The organism is Longispora urticae, assembly GCF_053902585.1.
In genome coordinates, this window is the sequence record NZ_JAQZSH010000028.1 from 118,561 (window position 1) to 140,441 (window position 21,881).

Annotated in this window: 18 protein-coding genes; 4 read left to right on the top strand and 14 right to left on the bottom strand. The window is 74.5% G+C overall.

Annotation, left to right across the window (positions count from 1 at the left end; genetic code table 11):
• Positions 1-10 precede the first annotated feature (10 nt).
• Positions 11-1,033 carry a saccharopine dehydrogenase family protein gene (locus PT931_RS18520; RefSeq protein ID WP_456246976.1) on the top strand — a complete coding sequence of 341 codons (1,023 nt, stop codon included), beginning with the start codon at positions 11-13 and terminating at the stop codon, positions 1,031-1,033.
• A 51-nt stretch (positions 1,034-1,084) separates the two neighbouring features.
• On the opposite strand, the gene PT931_RS18525 is transcribed toward PT931_RS18520, so the two are convergent.
• The 9 genes from PT931_RS18525 to PT931_RS18565 form a co-directional block, all read right to left on the bottom strand.
• Positions 1,085-2,284 (bottom strand): cytochrome P450 family protein, encoded by a 1,200-nt coding sequence (locus PT931_RS18525; RefSeq protein ID WP_456246977.1) that lies wholly within the window; start codon positions 2,282-2,284, stop codon positions 1,085-1,087.
• 131 nt (positions 2,285-2,415) lie between these two features.
• Positions 2,416-3,363: a pentapeptide repeat-containing protein gene (locus PT931_RS18530; protein ID WP_456246978.1), complete on the bottom strand. Its 948-nt coding sequence runs from the start codon at positions 3,361-3,363 to the stop codon at positions 2,416-2,418.
• A gap of 99 nt (positions 3,364-3,462) precedes the next feature.
• Positions 3,463-4,341: an FHA domain-containing protein gene (locus PT931_RS18535; protein WP_456246979.1), complete on the bottom strand. Its 879-nt coding sequence runs from the start codon at positions 4,339-4,341 to the stop codon at positions 3,463-3,465.
• A gap of 11 nt (positions 4,342-4,352) precedes the next feature.
• Positions 4,353-5,642 carry a vWA domain-containing protein gene (locus PT931_RS18540; protein ID WP_456246980.1) on the bottom strand — a complete coding sequence of 430 codons (1,290 nt, stop codon included), beginning with the start codon at positions 5,640-5,642 and terminating at the stop codon, positions 4,353-4,355.
• A complete protein-coding gene (locus tag PT931_RS18545; RefSeq protein ID WP_456246981.1) occupies positions 5,639-6,688 on the bottom strand; it encodes a protein phosphatase 2C domain-containing protein in 1,050 nt (349 codons plus the stop codon). Before PT931_RS18545 ends, PT931_RS18540 begins: the two co-directional genes overlap by 4 nt.
• Positions 6,685-8,892, bottom strand: a complete 2,208-nt coding sequence (locus tag PT931_RS18550) for a tetratricopeptide repeat protein (RefSeq protein WP_456246982.1) — start codon at positions 8,890-8,892, stop codon at positions 6,685-6,687. Before PT931_RS18550 ends, PT931_RS18545 begins: the two co-directional genes overlap by 4 nt.
• Positions 8,889-10,103 carry a hypothetical protein gene (locus PT931_RS18555; protein WP_456246983.1) on the bottom strand — a complete coding sequence of 405 codons (1,215 nt, stop codon included), beginning with the start codon at positions 10,101-10,103 and terminating at the stop codon, positions 8,889-8,891. The genes PT931_RS18550 and PT931_RS18555 overlap by 4 nt, the downstream gene beginning before the upstream one ends.
• Positions 10,100-11,074: a glutamate ABC transporter substrate-binding protein gene (locus PT931_RS18560; RefSeq protein ID WP_456246984.1), complete on the bottom strand. Its 975-nt coding sequence runs from the start codon at positions 11,072-11,074 to the stop codon at positions 10,100-10,102. The genes PT931_RS18555 and PT931_RS18560 overlap by 4 nt, the downstream gene beginning before the upstream one ends.
• The gene (locus tag PT931_RS18565; protein ID WP_456246985.1) at positions 11,071-12,345 is read right to left on the bottom strand and encodes a hypothetical protein; all 1,275 of its coding nucleotides are present in this window, start codon (positions 12,343-12,345) and stop codon (positions 11,071-11,073) included. The genes PT931_RS18560 and PT931_RS18565 overlap by 4 nt, the downstream gene beginning before the upstream one ends.
• 180 nt (positions 12,346-12,525) lie before the next feature.
• On the opposite strand from PT931_RS18565, the gene PT931_RS18570 reads away from it, so the two are divergent.
• The 3 genes from PT931_RS18570 (at position 12,526) to ybaK (ending at position 13,912) form a co-directional block, all read left to right on the top strand.
• A complete protein-coding gene (locus PT931_RS18570; protein ID WP_456246986.1) occupies positions 12,526-12,954 on the top strand; it encodes a nitroreductase/quinone reductase family protein in 429 nt (142 codons plus the stop codon).
• A 78-nt stretch (positions 12,955-13,032) separates the two neighbouring features.
• Positions 13,033-13,344: a hypothetical protein gene (locus PT931_RS18575; RefSeq protein WP_456246987.1), complete on the top strand. Its 312-nt coding sequence runs from the start codon at positions 13,033-13,035 to the stop codon at positions 13,342-13,344.
• Positions 13,345-13,432: 88 nt separating this feature from the next.
• On the top strand, positions 13,433-13,912 hold the full coding sequence (gene ybaK, locus PT931_RS18580; RefSeq protein ID WP_363722704.1) for a Cys-tRNA(Pro) deacylase: 480 nt from the start codon (positions 13,433-13,435) through the stop codon (positions 13,910-13,912).
• Between the two features lie 84 nt (positions 13,913-13,996).
• Here ybaK and PT931_RS18585 read toward each other — a convergent pair whose 3' ends face one another.
• The 5 genes from PT931_RS18585 to PT931_RS18605 form a co-directional block, all read right to left on the bottom strand.
• A complete protein-coding gene (locus tag PT931_RS18585; protein ID WP_456246988.1) occupies positions 13,997-16,303 on the bottom strand; it encodes a histidine kinase in 2,307 nt (768 codons plus the stop codon).
• 224 nt (positions 16,304-16,527) lie between these two features.
• Positions 16,528-18,189 (bottom strand): ABC transporter ATP-binding protein, encoded by a 1,662-nt coding sequence (locus PT931_RS18590; RefSeq protein ID WP_456246989.1) that lies wholly within the window; start codon positions 18,187-18,189, stop codon positions 16,528-16,530.
• Positions 18,186-19,868, bottom strand: a complete 1,683-nt coding sequence (locus PT931_RS18595) for an ABC transporter substrate-binding protein (RefSeq protein ID WP_456246990.1) — start codon at positions 19,866-19,868, stop codon at positions 18,186-18,188. Before PT931_RS18595 ends, PT931_RS18590 begins: the two co-directional genes overlap by 4 nt.
• Positions 19,869-19,942: 74 nt before the next feature.
• Positions 19,943-20,932 (bottom strand): ABC transporter permease, encoded by a 990-nt coding sequence (locus PT931_RS18600; RefSeq protein WP_456246991.1) that lies wholly within the window; start codon positions 20,930-20,932, stop codon positions 19,943-19,945.
• A complete protein-coding gene (locus PT931_RS18605; protein ID WP_456246992.1) occupies positions 20,929-21,846 on the bottom strand; it encodes an ABC transporter permease in 918 nt (305 codons plus the stop codon). Before PT931_RS18605 ends, PT931_RS18600 begins: the two co-directional genes overlap by 4 nt.
• Between the last annotated feature and the right edge of the window lie 35 nt (positions 21,847-21,881).

Consider the following 21,881-nt stretch of genomic DNA (forward strand, 5'->3'; position numbering starts at 1 on the left):
GCTTGGCGGGGTGACGGACAACTGGATGATCTACGGCGCCAACGGATACACCGGCGAGCTCATCGCCCGGCTCGCCGTCGCGCGGGGCGAACGCCCGGTCCTCGCGGGACGCTCCGCCGAACCCGTGGCCCGACTCGCCCGCGAACTGGGCCTCGACCACGTCGCCTTCGACCTGGCCGACGCCGCCGCGCACCTCGGTGCCGTCGCGGTCGTCGCGCACTGCGCGGGCCCGTTCCACGCCACGGCCGCGCCGATGGTCGACGCGTGCCTGGCCACCGGGACGCACTACCTGGACATCACCGGCGAGATCGCGGTGTTCGAGGCGCTGCACGCCCGGCACGCCGAGGCCGTCGCCGCCGGGGTGGCGCTGCTGCCCGGCGCCGGCTTCGACGTGGTGCCCACCGACTGCCTCGCGGCCATGCTGCACGCCCGGCTGCCCGGCGCGACCAGCCTGGAACTGGCGTTCGTGGCCGGCGGCGGCTTCAGTCGCGGCACGGCGCGCACCGCGCTGTCCGGGGGCGGGGTCATGTGGCGGCGGGTCGAGGGCAGGCTCGTGCCCGTCACCGGCGGCGCGGTCACCCGGTCCGTGCCGCTGCCGTCCGGTACCCGGACCCTGTCGGCCATCCCGTGGGGCGACCTGGCGACGGCGTACCGGAGCACCGGGATCCCGAACATCACCACCTACACGGCGCTGCCCGGGGCGGCCGGGGTCGGGCCCGCGCTGCTGAAACTGCCCTGGGCCCGGTCCGTCGCCGACCGGCTCGTGCGGACCACGATGACCGGGCCCTCGGCGGCGACCCGGGCCCGGACCCGCACCGAGGTGTGGGGCGAGGTCCGCGACCCGGACGGCCGGACGGCGACGGACACGCTGGTCACGCCCAACGCGTACGACCTGACGGCGGACGCGGTGCTGCGCGCGGTGCCCCGGATGGCGGGACTGGCGGCCGGGTTCCACACGCCGGCTACGGCGTTCGGGGCGGGGTTCGTGCTGGAACTCGACGGGGTGACGCTCGGCTCGGCCACCACCGCCTGACAGCCGGCGAGCCGCGCCCGTGCCCGCTCGTGGCACGGGTGCGGCTCCAGATCAGCCCAGACCGGTGACCGGCAACCCGACCAGACCCCGCATCAGCACCCCCGGCCGCCACAGCAGCTCCGACGGTGCGACGGCCAGCCGCAGGTCCCCGAACCGGGCCAGCAGCGCGCCGAGCGCGATCCGCGCCTCCAGCCGGGCCAGCGGCGCGCCCAGGCAGTAGTGGATGCCGTGCCCGAACGCCAGGTGCGCGTTGTCCCGGCGCGCCGGGTCGAACTCCCCGGCGTCCGCGAACCGGCGGTCGTCCCGGTTGCCGGCCAGCAGCCCGATCAGGACCGCGTCGCCGGCCGGGATCGTCGTACCCCCCAGCTCGACGTCGGCCACGGCGACCCGGAACGTGGCGGTCTCCACCGGGCTCTCGTACCGCAGGAACTCCTCGATCGCGCCCGGCAGCAGCTCCGGGTCGGCCCGCAGCGCCTCCCAGCGTTCGCGCCGCGACAACAGCACGTGGACGGCGTTGCCGAGCAGGTTGACCGTCGTCTCGTGCCCGGCGATGAGCAGCAGGAAGACGGTGGACGTCAACTCGTTCTCGGTGAGCGCGTCGCCCTCCTCGCGCACACCGATCAGGGCCGAGACCAGGTCGTCGGCCGGCTCGACCCGCTTGCGGGCCAGCATCTCGCGCAGGTAGGCGAGCATCGACGCGAACGCCCACGGCAGCCGGTCGCCGGACATCACGCCCGCCACGATGGTGTCCGACCACTCCCGGAACGAGTCGCGGTCCTCGGCCGGCACGCCGAGCAGCTCACAGATCACCTGGATCGGCAGCGGGAACGCGAACGCGTCGATCAGGTCCACCTCGTCCTTGCCGGCCATCGCGTCGAGCAGCTCCGCCGTGATCTCCTCCACCCTCGGCCGGAGCAGCTCCACCCGGCGGTGGGTGAACGCCGCCGACACCAGGCGGCGCAGCCGGGTGTGGTCCGGCGGGTCGGCCGTGAGCATGTGGGTGCTCATCGCCGCGATGACCTCCGGGTCCATGAAGGCGTTCGGGCCGGTGGGGGTGAGCAGGCCGCCCTTGCCCAGCCTCGGGTCGGACAGGGCCTGGCGGGCGTCGTCGTAGCGGGTGACCAGCCAGGCCTGGTTCCCGCCCGGGAGTGTCACGCGGTGCACGGGCTCGTCGGCGCGGAGTCTCGCGTACACCGGATGGGGGTCGGCCTGGAAAGCGGGCGTGAACAGCTCGGCATTGGCAGTCGTCACGGACAACTCCTCCCCTTTGATGATCAACCCATGCTACCCGGATATCCGTCCTTCATGGATAGTGCCGGACAGCAACCCCGAAGAGCGCATTTCTCCGGGTACCGGGTCGACCCGGGTGCCGGGTGGGCGATCTACCCGCGTCGAGGGCGCCTCGGGCGGGTGGGGGCGGAGGCGGCGCGGCGGCCGTTGGCGCCCGACGTCGCGGGGGCGGCCGCCCGGGTGGGGGTCGTGGTCGCGTCCCAGTGCGGCGGGCGGGTCAGGGCCGGCGGAAGTGTCGTGCCGAGGTCGCCCCGGGCCGCGTTCACCTGGAACTGGGTCAGGAACAGGCTCGCGGACAGGTCGGCGCCGCGCAGGTCCGCGCCCCGGAGGTCGGCACCGATCAGGTCCGCGTTCGCCAGGTCGGCGCCCCGGAGGTCCGCGCCGATCAGGAGCGTGCCCCGCAGGTGGGCGCCGCGCAGGTCGGTAGTCCGGAGGTCCGCTCCGACCAGGTCCGCGCCCCGACGGTCGAGACGTCTGCCGGGTACGCCCGCGCGGACCAGTTCGCTCGCCCGGAGCAGCAGGACGTTGACGGCGCCGCGGTGCGCGTCGACATCGACCGCCACGAGGGCGTCGGCGTCGCTGGCCGCGAGCCGCTCCGTGCGGTCGAGGGCCCGGCGCAGGTCCGCGTGCACGGGGCGCGCGGCGGGCCGGGCGAGCGCCTCGGTCAGGTACCAGAGGAGTTCGTGCAGGTGGCGCATCACCGTGAAGCCGGCGAACATCCGCTCCCGGGTCCCGGGGCGCTCCCGCCAGTCGTGGCCGCCGAACGTGACCTGGGCGATCCGCTGGCCCGCGCCGAAGCAGTCGTACACCGTGCAGCCCGGGAAGCCCCGGTCCCGCAGTCGGGTGTGGATGCCGCACCGGAAGTCCTGCTGGAGGTTCGGGCACGGCTGACCGGCGCGCTTGTCGATCGCGAAGTCCGCCGACGCGGCGAACGCCGGGACGACACAGCACAACCCGAAGCAGTTCGCGCAGTCGGCGCGCAGGTTCAGGAGGCTCCGTCCGGCCGGGTCGGCGGGCGTGAGCTGGGCTTCCTCGGACACCGGCGGATTCTACCGGGACGTCCCGGAGCGCCCTGTCCGGGACGGCCGGGCAGCCGGGTGGCGTCCCGGGGAGGCAGGGCGTGGGCCCGGCGGGCGCGGTCAGGCGGCGTGCACCGTGATCGTCGTCCAGGCGCCGACGTGGATCCGGTCGCCGTCCGAGAGGGGTACGGGCGAGTTCTCCGCGACCGGGTCCTCGGCGCCGTTGAGCCGGGTGCCGTTCGTCGAGCCCGGGTCGACCAGTTCCCAGCCGTCGGCGGTGGCCACCAGGAGCGCGTGCACGTGGGACACCCCGGTGTCCTCGGGCGGCCCGGTCAGGTCGATGTCGGGGACGATCCCCCGGGAGCGGGAACGGCGGCCGATCAGGAGCTGGCCGCCGGTGAGGGCGAAGCGGCGCTCCGGGCAGTACACCGGGAAGGGCACTTCCTCGGAGTCGTCGTCGGCGCGGTCCGCGACGGCCTGGTGGTAGGCGCGGTCCGCCGTGACGGTGACGCTCCACTGGCCGGGTGCCAGGGGCTGGGGCGTTGGGCCCTGGGGGGACGCCGTGGGCCGGGCGCGGGGCGGGGTGCCGCTGGCGGTGAAGTCGTAGCCGCAGGTCTCGCAGAACCGGCCGGTACGGGGGTCGCCGCACTCGGGGCAGGGCGCGTCGCCGGCACCGGACGGGGTGGCGGTCGAACCTGCAGCCGGTGACGGGTCCGGCCCCGGGGAGAGACCCGGTCCCCCGCCGCCAGCCGCACCGGCAGACGGTGCGTGGCCCGCCGCTGACGCCCCGGCCGGCATCGGGCCAGAGGAACCGGACGACGACTGGCCCGGGGAAGCCGCCTGGCCCGACGGGCCGGCCGCGGAACCGGCAGCGGACGACGGGGACACGCCGCCCTGGGGAGCGCCCGACGGAGACCGCACAGCGCCCCCGATCAGGGCCCCGCACACGTCGCAGTAGTCGGCGTCGGCGGACTCGTGGCCGTTCGGGCAGGTCGGCATCGGTACCCCCGTCAGTTCTTCTTGTTCGTGCGCACGGTGCGGGTCGACCCGACGTCGAGGGTCATCTCGTCCTCGGCGCTGACCTTGGGCTTGAGTTTGACCGTGCCGGTGTCGGCGTCGAGGACATCCACGACCTTCTTCAGCAGCTTCGACGTCGCCTCGTTGCCGGTCTCGGCGGCCAGCTTCACGGCCTTGCCCAGCTTGGAGGTCGCGGTGTCGGTATCGCCGGCGCGGCGGGCCTCCAGGCCCTCCTGGATGGCGTCGGCCAGTTCGGCCTGGCCGGTGTAGTGCGCGACGGACGGGTGCAGGCGGGTGGACAGGACCAGGTCGTCGGTCCACACGGCGCGGACCAGGCCCTGGCCGAGGATCTGTTCGGTGCCGTCGGCGGCCACCTCGACCAGGCGGATCCGGCCGGCCAGGATCTCCTCCCCCACCGCTCCCGCGTTGATCTCGACGCACACGTGGTAGTCGCGGCGCTCCGAGCCCCAGGAGCCCGTCGGGTAGTCGCCGATCTGGCCGCTGACGTCGATCCTGCCGCCGGTCAGGTCGCGGACCTCCGGGGCGACGAGCTTGACGAACTTCACGGTCGCGCCCTGCGGGGTCCACAGCCGCAGCCGGATGTCGCCGTGCGCCTTGCCCATCGCGTGCGTCATCAGGGCCTGGAAGTCCGCCTTGAGGTGGGCGGGGTCGGCGACGATGTCGAACGAGCCGAGCAGCGCCGTGGTGATCCTGCGCAGCTCGTCGACGACCCAGTTGGTGCCGATGCCCCGGGCGTCGCACACGAACACACCCGCGCAGGCGTCGAGGGCGTGCTGCAGGTCGACGGCCGGCTCGCTCTCGTTCTTGCCGTCGGTGAGCAGGATGACGTGCCGGATGGCGTCGGTGTGCGGGAGGAACAGTTCGCGGGCGAGGGTCAGCCAGCTGCCGATCGCGGTGCCCCCGCCGGGTTTGACGCCCTGGACGGCCTTCTTCGCCTCGTCGCGGGTGGTGGCGTTCGCCGGGACCAGGCCACGGACGCGCGGGTAGACGATCTGCGCGGACGAGGAGCCGGCGATGACGGCGAACAGGGTGCCGTCGCGCAGGGCGTCGATGGCCGCGCGGGTGGCCTCCTTCGCCGCCTTGATCTTCGTCGGCGGGTACTCCATCGAGCCCGACCGGTCGATCACGATGATCTCGGCCGCCCGGGGCGCCACGCCCGTGGCCGCCTGGCCCGTGGAGGTGACCGTCGCGATGGCGTCGACGGTGCTCGCGCCGTCCGACAGGTACTCGTTCTGGTCGACCTCGACCTGGAACTCGGTCATGACGGGTCCTCCTCGGGGGGCGTCGGGACGGGCAGCAGCACCACGGTGATGTTGTCGTGGCCGCCGGCAGCGAGCGCGTGCCCGACGAGGGCCCGGGCGCGGTCCACGGCGGGGCCGGTCAGGTCGGCGTACCGGGCGGCCAGGGCCTCGGCCGTCGGCAGGTAGTTCCACAGGCCATCGCTGCACAGCAGGAGGGTCCCGGGGCCGGTCGGGCGGCGGGTGACGACGCGCGCGCCGACCGGGCCGGCGTCCGCGCCGAGCCAGCGGGTGATGGCGTGCGCGCGGCGGTCGGCGTTGGCCTGTTCGGCCGTCATCAGGCCGTGCGCGACCATCTCGACGGCCCAGGAGTCGTCCGTGGTGAGGAGTTCGGGGTCGCCGTCGGCGGGGAGCCAGTACGCGCGGCTGTCGCCGATCCAGCCGACCGTGTACGTGCCGCCCCGGACGAGGGCGGACACGTAGGTGCAGGCGGGGGCGGACTCGGGGGTGCCGAGGGCGGCGACGGCGGCGGCGGCCAGTCGGGCGGCGTCGCGGGTGGCGGTCTCGGCGACCGGGTCGGCCCCGGTGGGCCCGGAGCCGTCTCCGGCCGGCGGAGTCTCGTCTCCGGGAGAGGTGGAGTCCCCGGCGCGCGGCACCGGGATCTCGGCGGACCCGGTACGCGTGCCGAACCCGGCGGCCAGCACCGCCACGGCCGTGTCGCACGCCAGCCGGGACGCCTCCTGCGGCCGGGGCGACACCGACACCCCGTCGCACACCACGGCCACGACGCCGCCGTCGGTGCGCAGCACGGCCATCGCGTCCTCGTTGCGGTGGTGCCGCAGCCCCCGGTCGGTCACGCCGGCCACATCCCCGAGGTCCACCTCGGAGTGGTCCCCGGGGCCGGGCTGGCGCGCGCCGCACGCGGTGCAGTACCCGTCGTCGTCCACGGTGCCGACGCCGCAGCGCGCGCAGGCCGGGGCGGGCTTCAGGGAACGGCCGCAGGCCTCGCAGAACCCGTCGCCGGCGCCCACCGGCTCGGCGCAGGCCGGGCAGCTCAGCACGGCGGTCACACCCACGTCCGCGGGCGGACGCCGTTGGCCTGGTCGACGAGGGCCACCCGGGTGCCGGGGTCGGTGGCGAGCCGGGCCAGGGTGCGGTACGCGCCCTCGAGGCCGGTGCGCAGTTCCGTCTCGGTGAGCCCCGTGCCGAGCAGCCGGGCCCGGGGCGGCGCGTCCCCGCCGGGGCGCCCCTCGGAGTGCCAGGCGAGCGCGGCGGTGAGCAGGTCGACGGCGATCCTGCCCCGCCGTTCGGCGTCCACGGTCAGCGCCTCCAGGCGGGCGCCGGCGGACAGGAGTTCGGCGGCGGACAGTTCGGCGGCCGGGCGGCTGGACACGTGCGCGCTGATCGCGGTGAGCTGGGCGGCCAGGTGGTGGCTGGACGTGTGCGGGACGGCGTCGAGGGCCTCGCGGGCGGCCACGTGCCGGCCGGCGGCGACCCGGACCCGGGCCAGGCCGAACGCGGCGCCGACGTAGGAGCGGTCGGTGCGCCAGACGAGTTCGTAGTACCGGTCGGCGGTGGGCAGGTCGCCGGCGCACTCGGCGGTGGTGGCGAGCGCGAGTTTCGGGGCGGCCTCGCCGGGCAGGGCGTCGTAGACGGCGTCGAACAGGGTGGCTGCCCCCGCGGTGTCGCCGGCGGTGAGGGCGGCGATGCCCCGGTACCAGCCGACCCGCCAGTCGAGCGCCTCGTCGGCCGGCACGCCGTCGAGTTCGGCGGTGGCGGCCGGCACGTCGCCGGTGGCCAGCAGGGCGCGGACCCGGCGCAGCGTCACCTCGAGGGTGGTCCGGGGCGCGGCGGCCAGCAGGGCGAGCAGCTCGGCCGGGTCGGTGACGGTGATGCTGGCCAGGAAGCCGGCGGCCGGGTCGGTGCCGTCGACCAGGGGCACGGGCAGGCACGCGGCGGCCTCGGCCGGGTCCGGGTCGGCCGGGGCGACCCGCTGCTCCGGGCCGAACAGGGTGGACACGGCCGGGCGGGGCTGGCCGTCGCGGCTGGCGAGCAGCTCCCGCAGTACCCCCGTGAGTTGTTCCGCCATGTCGGCGGCCGTGGCGAACCGCAGGTCCGGGGTGAGGTGGGTGGCCCGGCGCAGGAAGCGGTGGAACGACTCGGCGTCGGCCAGTTCCGGGGTCGCCGACACCGGGGGCAGCGAGTCGGACCGGCTGGTCGCGTAGCCCTGGAAGTTGAGGCTGAGCACGGCCAGGGTGCGGCCGACGGTGTACAGGTCGGAGCTGACCGACGGGCCCTCGTCGGCGATCTCGGGCGCCTGGTAGCCGACGGTGCCGTAGATGGCGCTGTCCAGGTCGTCGATCTGGCGCACGCCACCGAGGTCGATGAGTTTGAGCTGCTCCTCGGTCTGGATGACGTTGTCGGGCTTGAAGTCGCAGAACAGCAGGCCGCGCTGGTGCAGGTAGCCGAGCGCGGGCAGGATCTCCAGCATGTAGGCGATGGCCCGCTCCGCCGGCAGCGGCCCCTGGTGCCCGCCGGCCGCGCGCTCGTCGAGGAGGATGTCGCGCAGGGACCTGCCGCCGACGTACTCCATCACGGTGTAGCCGACGTTCTCCCCCGACTTCGCGTCCGTGTGCTGCACGAAGTTGTAGATCTTCACGATGTTGGGGTGGTCGACCTCGGCGAGGAACCGGCGCTCGGCGACGGCGGCGGCCATCGCGTCGGCGTCGCCCGAGTCGAGCAGGCCCTTGAGCACCCGCCACGCGTCGCTGACGTTGCGGTCCCGGGCGAGGTAGATCCAGCCCAGGCCGCCGTGCGCGATCGGGCCGAGCACCTCGTACTGGCCGCCGAGCAGCTCGCCCCGGCGCAGTTTCGGGGTGAACGAGTACGCGTGGCCGCAGTTCTTGCAGAAGCCCTCGGTGCGCCCCGGCCGACCGCCCGCCGCCCGGCCGACGGGTTCGGAGCACCGGCTGCAGTACCGTTTGCGTTCGGGGACCTCGGCGGTGTCGAGGACGGCGCTGGCCGGGTCCCGGTACGGCACGGGCGGGATGTCGATCAGGCCCGCGCCGAGCCGGCCGCGCCCGACGGTCCGGCCGGACGTGCGGCCCGAACCGGGCTTGCGGGAGCCGCGCGCGGAGCTGAGCCCGAGGGTCGCGGGCGCGGTGGGGGTCGAGACGGGGGCGGACGCGGGGGCCGTCCCGTAGGCGTGCCCGGCGACGTCGCAGTAGCCGTCCTCGACGGTGCCGCCGCAGCCGGGCCGGTCGCAGATCGTCATCGGGTGCCTCCGTAGTCTCGGGCGAGGACCGCCCGTTGGTACCGGGTGACCGCCGCCGCCGCGGCCTCCAGGTCGCAGGGCGCCGTCCAGAGCAGCACCCTGGCCTCCTCGTGCCGGCCGGCCAGTTCGGCGTCCTCGGCGAGCCCGAGCCGGTGCGCCTTGGCCCGGTACGCGGCGAGCCGGCCCCGCAGTTCGGTGCGCCGGTCGAGCAGGCCCGTCAGTTCGGCCCGGCGGGCGGCGACGGCGGCCCCGGCGACCCGCAGCGCGCCGGTCACCCGGTCGGCCTCCTCGGCGAGCAGCGCCCACTTGCCGCGCTGGCCGAGGAGCCGGAGCGCGTCGAGCCGGGCCCGCAGCGGGCCGGTCACCCGGGGCGGGTCCGGTACCGGCGGGGCGCAGATCTTCTCCACGGCCGTCGCGTGTTCCCCCGCGGCGTCGGCCTCCCGGGCGGCCAGCTCGGCGAGGGCCGCCTCCAGGCGTTCGACCAGGGTCTCCAGCTCGTCGCGGCTGCGGGCGGCCCGCTCCAGCCCCGCGTGCGTACTCGTGACCCGGGCGGCCAGCCGGTCCAGGGTCGAACGGTCCGGCCCCTCGGGGGTGACGAACGCCAGCGGGTCGGCCAGCAGGTTCGCGCGCAGCGCCTCCAGGTCGCGTTCCAGCGCCGGGTCCACGACCGAGCCCAGGTCCGCGGCGAGCCGGTGGGTGGAGGCCAGCCGGTCGGCGAGGGCGGTGAGCTGCGGGTTCAGTTCCGTCCACACGAAGTCGACGGCCGCGACGAGGCCCGAGGCGGCCGCGAACGACTGTTCCATCCGGCCGACCGCCTCGGCCAGGCTCAGCTCCTCGATCACGGCCGTCGGGCCGGCGAGGCTGCGCTGGCCGAGGGGCACGTCCGGGCCGACCAGCCACACCGAGCGGCCCAGGAGCAGGGTGGCCAGTTCGGCGAGGTCGTCGGCGTTCGGCCGGCCCCGGCGGGCGCGGACCTCCCGGGCGTGGTGCAGGACGCCCTGGTAGGCCTCGTACAGCCGCCAGAGCTGGTCGAGGCCGGCCCGGGCGACGGCCCAGCGGCGCGCCGTCTGGCCGGACAGGACGACGACGTCGAGCATCCGGCGGGTGGGGTGCGCGTCGAGTTCGAGCAGGGTCGCGGAGATCCGGTCGTGTTCGGCGGTCAACCGGCCGAGCGCCTCGTCGGCCTGGTCGGCGGGGAACGGTCGGGTCACGGCAGGTACTTCGCGGGGGGCGGGGGCTGCGGTCCCATCCGGGTCTCCAGCCAGCGCCGGTAGCTGGCGGCCCATTCCCCGTTGGCCTTCGTCTTCTCCAGCAGGGCGTTGACGAACCGGACCAGGTCGGGGTTGGACTTGCTGATCGCCATGCCGTGCGGTTCCTCGGTGAACGCCTTCCCGACGATCTCGGTGTTCGGGTCCTGGGCGACCAGGCCGGCGAGGATGCCGGCGTCGGTGGAGATGGCGTCGATCTGGCCCTGCTGGAGCATGACGAGGCAGTCGGTCCAGTTGTCCACGGCGACGAGGACCGGCTTGGCGGGCAGCACGGCGAGTTCCGCGATCGAGGTGGTGCCCTTCGAGGCGCAGACCCGCTTGCCGCCGAGGTCCGCGGGGCCCTTGATGCCGGAGCCCTTCTGGACCATGACCTGCTGGCCGTCCTCGTAGTACACGGTGGTGAAGTGGACCTGCTGGAGCCGGCCGCAGGTGATCGTCATCGTGTTCGCCACGATGTCCACCTCGCCGGAGGTGATCACCGGGATGCGCTGCGCCTGGGTGATCACCTTGTAGGTGATGGCGTTCGGGTCGCCGAAGATGGCCTGGGCGACCGCGCGGAGCATCTCGACGTCGAAGCCCTCGAGCTGGCCGGTGGCCGGGTTGCGGTAGCCGAACAGGAAGGCGTTCTGGTCGACGCCGACGATGAGCCGACCCCGGTCCTGGATCCGGCGCATGCTCGACCCGGCCGGCATCTGCCCCGGCGCGGGCAGGGGGCCGTCGGGGCGCAGGCTGGCCCGGGGGTCGCACTCCGGCACGGCGCCCGGCGCGACGGGGCTCGGCAGGGCCGCGGGGCCCTCGACGACGCCGACCGGTCGGGGCGGCACCGCCGACGGCAGCGGGGTGGCCTCCGGCGCGGACACCGAGCAGCCCGCGAGCCCGAGCACGAGAGCGACAAGAAGGAAGGACTTTTTCATCGGTACTCCTTGAGCCGCTGGCCGACGCCCCACGCCGCGGCGGCCGCCCCGAGCGCGCACAGCAGCCCGAAGCCGATCCCCGCCCCGGCGACCGCGCCGCGCGCCGAGGCCGCGTTGCTGGTGAACGCCCGCTGACCGCTGGCGATGGCCGCGGCGAGGCTCTCGTCGAGCGCCGTGAACGCGGTGGCCGCCGACGTCGGTTCGGACCCGATGGCCAGCCGGACGGCGGCCGGGTAGTCCCCGGCATCGTCGAGTTCGCGGACCTTCTTGTGGATCGCCAGCCAGCTCTCGAACCGGGTCCGCGCCCCGTGCAGGATCGTGTCCACCTCGTCGTGCCGGACGGTCAGCACCTTGTGGAACAGCCCCTTCTCGCCGGTGAGCCGGCCCGTCTCCTGCTGGAAGCGGTCCTCGAACTCCTTGCCCGTGCCCCGGGCGACCAGGGTGAGGCTCTCGTCCGCCCGGGCCCGCAGCACGATCAACCGGATCTCGGAGGCCGCGGCCACCCGGTCGGAGCCCTCGGCGCGGGCGCCGGACATCGCGAACGCCTCGGCGCCGAGGCCGACCAGGGCCCAGCCCAGGGCCAGCATGACGGCGAGGCTCGCCGCGACGAGGCCCGGGTTGAGGATCCGTCGGGTGCGCCGGGTCAGGTCCCGTTGGGCCAGGACGAGCCCCGCACCGACGACGAGCGCCACGAGCAGCAGCCACCACGGGAACGCGGTGGCCCGGTCGGCGTCGGCGGCGGCCCGGGCGTTCTGGGCCTGGTAGCCGCGGTTCACGGCGGGCAGCATGCTGTTCTGCATCAGCCCGGAGGCCTCCCGCAGGTACGCCGCGCCGACCGGCTGGCCCTGGCGGTTGTTCGTCCGGGCCGTCTCGACCAGTCCGGTGTAGACCGGGATGTTCCGGGCGACCTCGGCGAACCCGGCCGCGTCCGCGCCGCCCACCTCCGTGGCGTGGCTCAGGCTGGCCATGGCCCGCGCGATGTCCGCGTCGTACCGTTTGCGGAGCTCGGCGGGTTCGACGCCACCGGAGAGGAACCCGCTGGCGGCGGTCGCGTCGGCGTCGGCCAGGGAGCGGTAGAGCTCCTGCGCGTCGAGGGACAGCGGCTCGCTGCGGGTGGCCAGGTCACGGGCGGCGGTGGCCCGGTTGTCGAGGGTGACCCCGCCCACCAGGCCCAGGAGCAGGAGTCCCGCGACGGTCAGCGCCCCGAGGGACCGGAGCCGGGAGGGGCTGTGCGCCGCGACGGTCCGGGCCCGTTCGAGCACAGTGGGCATGCACCATCCTCCTTGGTCGGCACAGGAGGGCACGCCAGCATCGCCCTTCCCCGTGTCAGGCAGTGTCCCCGACCTCCTGACCGTGGTCAATACCCGTGCCGACCTTCCGACGGGTACCTTGCCGCGGGGCCGGGCCGGGGCCGTACCCGTCGGGCCCGGTGTCGTGTTGGACTGTCACGCATGACCGACGACATCGTGGACAGCCCCGTCGAGTGGGTGGCCGAGCACGTCCGGCGTTACGCGGACACCGACGGCCGGGACGGCGGCGAGCTGCACGGCAACGACATCCTGTTGCTGACCACCCGGGGCCGACGGACCGGCACCCGCCGGCGCACCGCGCTCATCTACGGCCGCGACGGCGACAGCCACCTGCTGGTCGCCTCCGACGGCGGCTCCCCCAGGCACCCCGCCTGGTACCTCAACCTCGCCGCCGATCCGGCCGCGGAGCTGCAGGTCGGGGCGGAGCGGTTCGCGGGCACGGCGCGCACGGCGGCCGGGGCGGAGCGGGCCCGGCTGTGGCGGCTGATGGCGGAGCGGTTCCCCCGGTACGACGAGTACCAGGAGGTCGCCGGGCGCGAGATCCCGTTGGTGGTCGTCGAGCGGGCCTGACGCATTGACTGGTGTCCATTGTGGAGATACTGTGACCCCGAATTAGTAAGGATTCCTAAACGATCGCGGGAGCCGCAGATGACCACGAGAAGATGGACCTCCGCCGTCGCGCTCAGCGCGGCCCTGACCGCCGGGCTGCTCGCCGGGACGGGCGGCTCCGCGTCGGCCACCCCCAGCGGCTGCTCCTACACCCTCGACCTGGCCAACCGCACCGCCTCCAGCTACTGCTCCGGCGGCACGGGCCAACACCGCATCTGGGTACTGGAGAAGCACTTCCTCGCCGAGGTCGGCTACATCCCGGTCTGGGGCCCGTGGGTGGCGCCCGGCGAGGTGTCGTTCACCCGCATCCCGCAGCACACGGTCGTGGACATCCGGGTCCAGTTCCAGTAGCCCCCGGCTTCCCACCCCGGGCCCCATGTCGTCCGGGTCGCCCGGCCCGGCGGCCCGGACCCCCGCCCCGTCCGGCAGAATCCAGCGGGTGGCCGGCAGAGGAACACCCGCGACCGCGCTGCTCGCGCGGCGGAAACTGACCCATGTGGTGCACGAGTACCCGCACGACCCCGGGGCGGCGTCGTTCGGCGCGGAGGCCGTCGAGGCGCTCGGCGTCGAGGCCGGGCGGGTGTTCAAGACCCTCGTCACCGACGTGGACGGCGCGCTGACCGTGGCCGTCGTGCCGGTCACCGGCAGCCTCGACCTCAAGGGGCTCGCGGCGGCCGTCGGCGGCAAGCGGGCCGCGATGGCCGACCCGGTGCTCGCCGAACGGACCACCGGGTACGTGCGGGGCGGGATCAGCCCCCTCGGGCAGCGCAAACGGCTGCCGACGGTCGTGGACAGCTCCGCCGGGGACTTCGCCACGGTGTACGTGTCCGCCGGGCGCCGGGGGCTGGAGATCGAGCTGTCGCCGGCCGACCTGGTCGCGCTGACCGACGCGGTACTCGCGCCGATCGCGGCACCCTAGGCCGGGCCGGGTCCCCGGTCGCGGGCGGCTCCGGTGCACGGGGCGGTCCGACCGGGGCCGGGCGGGTCCGGGCGCCGGGCCGGTTCAGGCCGGGGCCGGGTACCAGGCGTCGATGTCGCAGCCCGACTCCGCCGGCTTCACCGTCAACCGGCCCCCGGTGGCGTCCACCCGCTCGGCCAGCTCCGCGACGAACCCCGCCCCGGCCGGCGCGCCCAGGATGTGCACCCGCAGGTGCCGGCTGCCGTAGACGACGGTGGCGGCCGCGCCGTTCGCGGAGCCGTCCACGGTGAGCGCCGCCTCGACCAGCCGGTACGCCGACACGTCGACCTCCACCGGCAGCCGGCGCGGCTCGCCCTCGACCGCGAGCTGCACCCCGCGCCGGGCGCACAGCCCCGGCAGCGCGGCGGCGGTCGGGGCCGGGCTGCCGTCGACGCCCTCGGGGCCGGACCGCAGCACGCCGAGCAGTTCGCGCATCGCGCCCAGGGCGGCCCGGGCCTCGGCGACCACCTCGGACAGCGCGGCCGGTTCGCCGGTGCCGGCCCGCTCGACGACCCGGGTGGTGTGGGTGAACACGGAGCCGCGCAGGCCGTGCGCGATCCGGTCGCGTTCCTCGCGGGCCGCCCCGACGACGGCCTCGGTGGCCGCGTCCAGGGAGGCGGTGTCCCGGCGGAGCGCGCGCCGCCGGCGCCGGCCGACGTAGTGGCCGGGCAGCCAGGCGAACAGGAGCAGGAACCCGGAGAGCGTGAGCCCGCCGATCAGGCAGAAGAAGATCAGCTGGGACAGGCTCTCGGACACGGGGTCCATCTGGTGGCCCACGGCGCAGATCGCCAGGGCGACACCGTAGCCGCCGGCGGGGGCGGCCAGCCAGGTCAGCCAGCCGCGCCGGGCGTACGCGCCGACGGCGTAGACGACGAGGCCCTCGGTCAGGACGGCCATCAGGAACAGCCAGAACCCGCGCGCGGGCAGCGCCCCCGACAGCAGCAGCCCCGCCCACAGGCCGTCGACGGCGAGGACGGCGGCGAGGGCGAGCCACGGTTCGGTGCGCCGCCACAGCAGGGGCAGGGCGTGCAGGGCCAGGACGACGGTGAGCATCACGGGGCCGGCCATCCCCGGGTCGAACGGGTCGCCCTCGGGGTCCGACGTCGCGCCGTACGCGAGCAGGGTCGGCCACGCGAAGGCCAGTACCGCGAGGAAGCCGTCCACCACCTGCGCGTCGCCGACCCGCCGCCACCAGGACACGTCCGCGTCCTTCGGCCGGATCCCGTCGGAGTACGGCAGGACGGCCCGGACCCGCCAGCCGCGCCCGCCCGGGATGGGGCCGGCCTGGAGTTCGCCGCCGAGTTCGCGGGCGCGTTCGCGCATGCCGGACACGCCCCGGCCGGAGCCGAGCCCGGCGGCCGGTTGCGCGCCGCCCCGGCCGTCGTCGTCCACGGTGATCTCGACCAGGCCCCGCCGGTACGCGAGCCGGATCCGGACGGCGGCCCCGCCCGCGTACCGCAGCGCGTTGGTCAGCGCCTCCTGCACGATCCGGTGCCCGGCGGCGGACACGTCGGCGGGCACCACGCCCCGTTCGCCGTCGACCTCCAGGGTGACCGGGTGGCCGAGCCGGGCGAATCCGGCCGCCATGTCGCCCACGGCCCGCAGGGTCGACGGTTCCCCGTCGGTGCCGGCCGGTTCGACGTCCATCACGTCCACGAGGCGGCGCAGCGACTCCAGGGTCTCCTGGCCGGTGGCGGCGGCGAACGACAGCACCTGGGCGACGAGTTCGGGTTGGCGGTCGGCGAGCCGTTCGGCGGCCTGGGCGTGCACGACGATGCCGCTGAGGTGGTGGGCGGACACGTCGTGCAGCTCACGGGCGAGGCGCTGGCGTTCCTCGGCGGCCGCGTACGCGTGGTCGGCGCGGGCGGCGTCCAGCCGGTCGGCGACGGCCTCCTGGCGGGCCCGCCACCGGCGGCGCACCCGACCGAGGGCCCAGGCCAGCGAGTAGGAGGAGGCGCTGAACAGCACGCCGATCGCGCCGATCGTGCCGCCCCGGAGGATCAGGAGCTGGGTGACCGTCTGGGCGGCGAGGGTGGCGGCGGCCGCGAACGCCGAGGTGCGCGCGGGGCGGTGCACGGCCACGGAGTACAGCGCGATGACGTCGACGCCCGCCATGAGGATCAGGTGCTGGTCGCCGAGCTCGGTCGACGCGGGCGGGGTGGCGGCCGAGGCGACCATCAGGGTCACGAGCACGACGACGAGGGTGGGCACGGGGGCGGTGCGGCGGAACACCAGCGCGCCGAGCCCGATCAGCACGGCCAGGCCCGCGACGACGGCCTCGGTGCCGTCCACGTGCACGCCGGCCAGCCAGGGACCTACCGGCCACACCGCGAACTGGAGGCACCCAATCACTATGGGTAACCAGATGTCCCGGGTCGGTGGCCGCACACACGTACGGTACCGACCGGAACCAAATCGGGCTGTCGGAAACCCACCCCGGTGAGCCTCGCCACCCGAAACGGTGACGGTCGGTGACCGGGGGCCGCTGCGACCCGCCGGCCGGCCGTCACCGTCCGTCGATGTTCCGGAGCGGCCCGGAGGGGGCTGACCGGCCCGGTCCGCCACCGGACCGCACGTCAGGCCGCCGCCCGCAGCTCCCGCCACGACTCCCGCCGCGCCCGCTGCCGCCCCGGATCCGCCACCGGCGCGGCGGCCAGCAGCCGCTGGGTGTAGGGATGCTCCGGCGCCGACAACACCCGCGACGCCGACCCCTGCTCCACGAGCACCCCCCGGTGCATCACCGCCACCCGGTCGGCGAGCCGCTCCACCACGGCCAGGTCGTGGCTGATGAACAGGCACGCGAACCCCAGTTCGGCCTGGAGCTCGCGGAACAGGTCCAGCACCTGGGCCTGCACGGACACGTCGAGCGCGCTGGTGGGTTCGTCGGCCACCAGCAGCGCCGGGTCCAGGGCCAGCGCCCGGGCCAGGCCGACCCGTTGGCGCTGGCCGCCGGACAGCTCGTGCGGGTAGCGGTCCCGGAGGTTGGGTGACAGCCGGACGGCGTCCAGCAGGTCGTCGACCCGGTTGGCGAGCTCGGCGCCGGCCAGTACCCGGTGGAGTCTGATCGGTTCTCCGACGCTCTCGGCGACCGTGGCGCGCGGGTTCAGGGAGGACACCGGGTCCTGGAAGACGACGCCGATCCGCCGGCGCACCTCCTTCAGGTCCCGGCGGCCGAGCCGGGCGATGTCCGCGCCGAGGACCGACACGACGCCGCCGGTCGGCCGGAGCAGGCCGGTGACCGTGCCGGCGACGGTGCTCTTGCCCGAGCCGGACTCGCCCACCAGGCCGAGCACCTCGCCCGGGCCGACGATCAGGCTCACCTGGTCGACGGCGCGGACCCCGCCCCGGTAGACCACGGTCAGGTCCCGGACGTCGAGGACCGGGGGCGCGGCGGGCGGGGCGGTCCGGGAGCCGCCGCCGCCCAGGGAGACCACGGAGTCCAACAGCCGCTTCGTGTACGGGTCCCCCGGCGCCCCGAACACGTCGCGCACGTCGCCCTGCTCGACGACCCGCCCGTCGAGCATGACGAGCACCCGGTCGGCCAGGTCGGCGACGACGCCCATGTCGTGGGTGATGAGCAGGATGGCCGTGCCGAGCCGGTCGCGCAGGTCGCGGAGCAGTTCGAGGATCTCGGCCTGCACCGTGACGTCGAGGGCGGTGGTCGGCTCGTCGGCGACCAGCAGGATCGGGTCGTTGGCGATGGCCATGGCGATCACGACGCGTTGCAGCTGGCCGCCGGACAGTTCGTGGGGGTAGGACCGCAGGGTGCGGCGCGGTTCGGGCAGGCCGACGAGGTCGAGCAGTTCGGCGGCCCGGCGGCGGGCGGCGCGCCGGGTCACCTCCCGGTGGGTGCGGACGGCCTCGACGAGCTGGTCGCCGACGGTGAACACCGGGTTGAGCGCCGTCATGGGCTCCTGGAAGACCATGCCGACGTCGTCGCCCCGCACCGCCCGGAGCTGGGCGGGGGTCCGGGTGTAGAGGTCCACGCCGTCGAGCAGCGCCCGGCCGGTCACCGTTGCCGTGCCAGGCAGCAGCCCGAGCAGGGACAACGCGGTGACGGTCTTGCCGGAGCCGGACTCGCCGACCACGGCGAGCACCTCGCGCGGCGCGAGGGTGAAACTGACGTCGACCGCCGCGCGCACGTCCCCGAAGGACACCGAGACGTTCTCGACGGCGAGCAGCGGGACACCGCCGCCGGGCCCTGTGGCCGGGGCCGGGCCCGGCGGCGGGTACGTCACTGCGCGATCCCGACCTGGAGGTAGTTCGGGTACGCCGGGAAGTCGGCGATGTAGAAGTTCGCCACCTTCGAGCCGTGCAGGAACGAGTTGCGGGTGTAGATCAGCGGCACGACGGGCGAGTCCTTCGAGATCAGCCTGTCGATCTCGACCCACTTCTTCCCGGCCTCCGCCGGGTCCACGGTGCTCTGCGCCTCGGCGATCAGCTTGTCCACCTCCGGGTTGGAGTACCGGGAGATGTTGTAGCCGCCGTCGCCGATCTCCGAGGTGGAGAACAAGGGCTGGATGTTCGCGCTGGGGCTCGGGTAGTCCGGCTGCCACGAGCTGAGCGCCAGGTCGTAGTCGGCGGTCGGGCCGGTGGTCGCCGCGGCGAACGCCTCCCCGTCGAGGGTCTTGATGGTCACCTTGATCCCGGCCCGGGCCAGCGACGCCTGGATGGACTGGGCCTTCTCCGGGAAGTTGTTGCCGGTGGACGCGACCAGGGTGAGGTTGTCCAGACCGTTGGGCTGGCCCGCCTCCGTCAGCAGCTGCTTCGCCTTCGTCGGGTCGCCGGTCGGCGGGGCCGGGTACAGGTCGAACTGCTGGCGGCCCGCGATGCCCGGGGTGATCAGGGTGGTGGCGGTGTCCCCGGCGAGCGCGGCGCTGCCGGCGGTGGCGACCTGGTAGCTGGCCTTGTCCACCGCGTACTGGAACGCCTGCCGCACCTTCGGGTCCTTCAGCACACCCTTCTGGGTGTTGAGCGCCAGGTACGCCACGGCGCCCGTCTTCGAGGTGACCAGCCGCGACTTGGCCGACGCGTTGCCCTGGATCTGGGCGAGCTGCGCCGGGGACACGAACGAGGAGCCGAACGCGGCCCGGTCGTCGCCGGAGTCCTCGATCAGCCGCTTGGAGATGACCGAGGTCTGCTGGCCGAGCTGGAACACGATCTCGTTGGGCAGGCCCGCGCGCACCGTGTCGGTGTCCTTCGACCAGTGCTGGTTGCGGGTCAGGCGCGCCTCCACGCCCTGCTGGTACTTCGTCAGCACGTACGGGCCGGACGCGACCGGGTTCTCCCCGTAGTTGGCCTCGGCGCCCTTGCCCTTGGGTACGGGCGAGAAGGCCGGGTTGCTGGCGATCCACGGCCAGTCCCCGTACGGGCGGCTGAGCGTGAACACGATGGTCCTCGCGTCCGGGGTGGCGATCGACTCCAGGTTCTTGCCCTCGAACGGTCCCCGGTACTCGCCGCCGCCGACGAGCAGCGACTTGTGGTAGCCGAGCCCGCCGGAGAAGCTCGGCGCGAACGACCGCTCCAGGCCGTGCTTGACGTCGGCGGAGGTGATCGGCGAGCCGTCGCTGAACTTCAACCCCTCCTTCAGGGTGTACGTCCAGGTCTTACCGCCGTCGCTGGGCCGGCCGGTGTCGGTGGCCAGGTCGGGCACCACCGTCGCGGGCTGGCCCTCCTTGACGTTCCAGCTGGTCAGCCGGCGGTGCACGAGGGCCAGCGAGGTGATCGCGAGGCCCTGGCTCTTGGCCGGGTCGTACGACGCCTTCGCGGAGTCCGACAGGATGTACAGCGTGCCGCCGGCCTTCGTCTCCGCCTTCGCGGCCGGGGCCGCGTCCTTCTTGTTCGCGCCGCAGGCGGCGAGCGCACCGGCGAGGCCGATCGCGGACACCAGCGCCGTGGCTCTGAGGAGGGGTTTCACTGTGCTCTCTTTCGTCAGGTGGGAAGGGTGCGGGCGGGTCTGTGGGGCCTCGGCGACGGCCGGGGAACGGTCGGTCATGTGAGCCGGGCCCGGGGGTCGAGCAGGCCGTAGACCAGGTCGACGGCGAAGTTCGCCACGACGATCAGGAAGGCGGAGAACAGGGTGCAGCCGAGCAGCAGCGGCAGGTCCAGCTCGTGCACGGCGTCGATCATCAGCGTGCCGAGGCCGGGCATCCCGAACACCCGCTCGGTGATCACCGCGCCGCCGAGCAGGCCGCCGAGGTCGATGCCGAACAGGGTGACCACGGGCAGCAGGACGTTGCGCAGCGCGTGCCGGCCGACGACCCTGCGTTCCGTGAGGCCCTTGGCCCGGGCGGTGCGGATGAAGTCCTCGCCCAGGGTCTCGATCATCTGGCCCCGGGTGAGCCGGGCGTAGATCGCGGCGTGCACGAAGGCGAGCACCAGCCAGGGCAGCACCAGGTGCCAGGCCCAGTCGACCGGGCTCTCGGCGAGCGGGACGTAGCCGTGGGTCGGGACCATGTCCAGGGTGAAGCCGAACAGCAGGATGCCGAGCAGCCCGACCAGGTACGTCGGCGCGGACACCCCGGCCAGCGCCCCGGCCATGGCGATCCGGTCCACCGGGCCGCCCCGCTTCAGCGCCGACAGCACGCCCGTGGCCACGCCGAGCAGCAGCCACGCGACGGCCGCGCCGACCGCGATCGACACGGTCACCGGGAACCGGTCGCCGATCAGGTCGACGACGGGGGCGTTCTGCTGGAACGAGTACCCGAAGCAGGGGGCCGGGCACTCGATCGCCGAGCCGCCGGTTCCGAAGGTGCGGCCGGCCAGGATCCCGGTGAGGAAGTCGCCGAACTGCTGCCACCACGGCTTGCCGAAGCCCATGAAGTCCCGGGCGATCGCCAGGTTCTCCGGCGTGCACGGCCGGCCGCAGGACAGCTGGGCCGGGTCGGAGGGCAGCAGGTAGAACACGGCGTACGTCACGAAGGTGACCACGAGGAGCACGAGGAGCATGCCGCCGAGCCGGGCGGCGAGGAAGCGGATCACTTCCGGACCCCCGTCTTCGGGTCGAAGGCGTCGCGCAGGCCGTCGCCGAGCAGGTTGAGGGCCAGGGTGGCCAGGAACAGGGCCGCGCCGGGGAAGACCAGGTACATCGGGTCGGTGCCCACCCAGTCGATCGCGCCGCTGATGGACCGGCCCCAGCTCGGGGTGGGCGGCGGGATGCCGACCCCGAGGAACGACAGCGCCGCCTCGGTGCCGATCTTGCCCGGGATGGACAGGGTGGCCACCACGATGATCGGCACCCACAGGTTCGGCAGCAGCTGGTGGCGCAGCACGTGCCACGGGCCGGCCCCCATCGCCCGGGACGCGGCCACGAACCGGCGCGCCTTCAGGGTCAGGGTCTGGGCGCGCACGATCCGGGCGATCCGGGCCCAGCCGAACGAACCCATCAGGAGGATCAGCAGCAGCGGGCGCGGGAAGCCGGCGGGCGCGATGGCGCTCAGGGCGATCATGAACACGAGGTACGGGAAGCCGAAGATCACGTCCGCGATCCAGCTGACCACCCGGTCGACCCAGCCGCCCAGGTAGCCGGCGAGCGCGCCGATCACGACGCCGAGCAGCACCGACACGGCGGTGGCCGCGAAGCCGATCAGCAGGGAGGTGCGGGCCCCGTGCGCGACGATGGCGAACAGGTCGCGGCCGGTGAGCGGTTCGACGCCGAACCAGTGCTCGCCGCTGATCCCGCCGAACGCGCCGGCCGGTCCCCCGGTGGCCGGGTCGAGCGCCGCACTGTCGAACGTGTACGGATCCTGGCCCTCGAGGGCGGAGAGCGGGCCGGCGACCAGGGCGACGAGGAGCAGCGCCACGGTGGTGGCGGCGCCGAAGAGGGCGCCCCGGTCGGCGCGCAGCGCCCGCCAGAGGGTGGCGGGGACTGAACGCGGAGTAACTGTTAGGGCCACTGTTCCGTCCGGTTGAGGGGTGTTCGGGGGCTGTC

Excerpts from the sequence above, each read along its gene's own strand:
- PT931_RS18535 (WP_456246979.1), bottom strand. The coding sequence starts at position 4,341 with ATGCCGACCTGCCCGAACGGCCACGAGTCCGCCGACGCCGACTACTGC.
- PT931_RS18565 (WP_456246985.1), bottom strand. The coding sequence starts at position 12,345 with ATGCCCACTGTGCTCGAACGGGCCCGGACCGTCGCGGCGCACAGCCCC.
- PT931_RS18560 (WP_456246984.1), bottom strand. The coding sequence starts at position 11,074 with ATGAAAAAGTCCTTCCTTCTTGTCGCTCTCGTGCTCGGGCTCGCGGGC.
- PT931_RS18570 (WP_456246986.1), top strand. The coding sequence starts at position 12,526 with ATGACCGACGACATCGTGGACAGCCCCGTCGAGTGGGTGGCCGAGCAC.
- PT931_RS18575 (WP_456246987.1), top strand. The coding sequence starts at position 13,033 with ATGACCACGAGAAGATGGACCTCCGCCGTCGCGCTCAGCGCGGCCCTG.
- PT931_RS18540 (WP_456246980.1), bottom strand. The coding sequence starts at position 5,642 with ATGACCGAGTTCCAGGTCGAGGTCGACCAGAACGAGTACCTGTCGGAC.
- PT931_RS18550 (WP_456246982.1), bottom strand. The coding sequence starts at position 8,892 with ATGACGATCTGCGACCGGCCCGGCTGCGGCGGCACCGTCGAGGACGGC.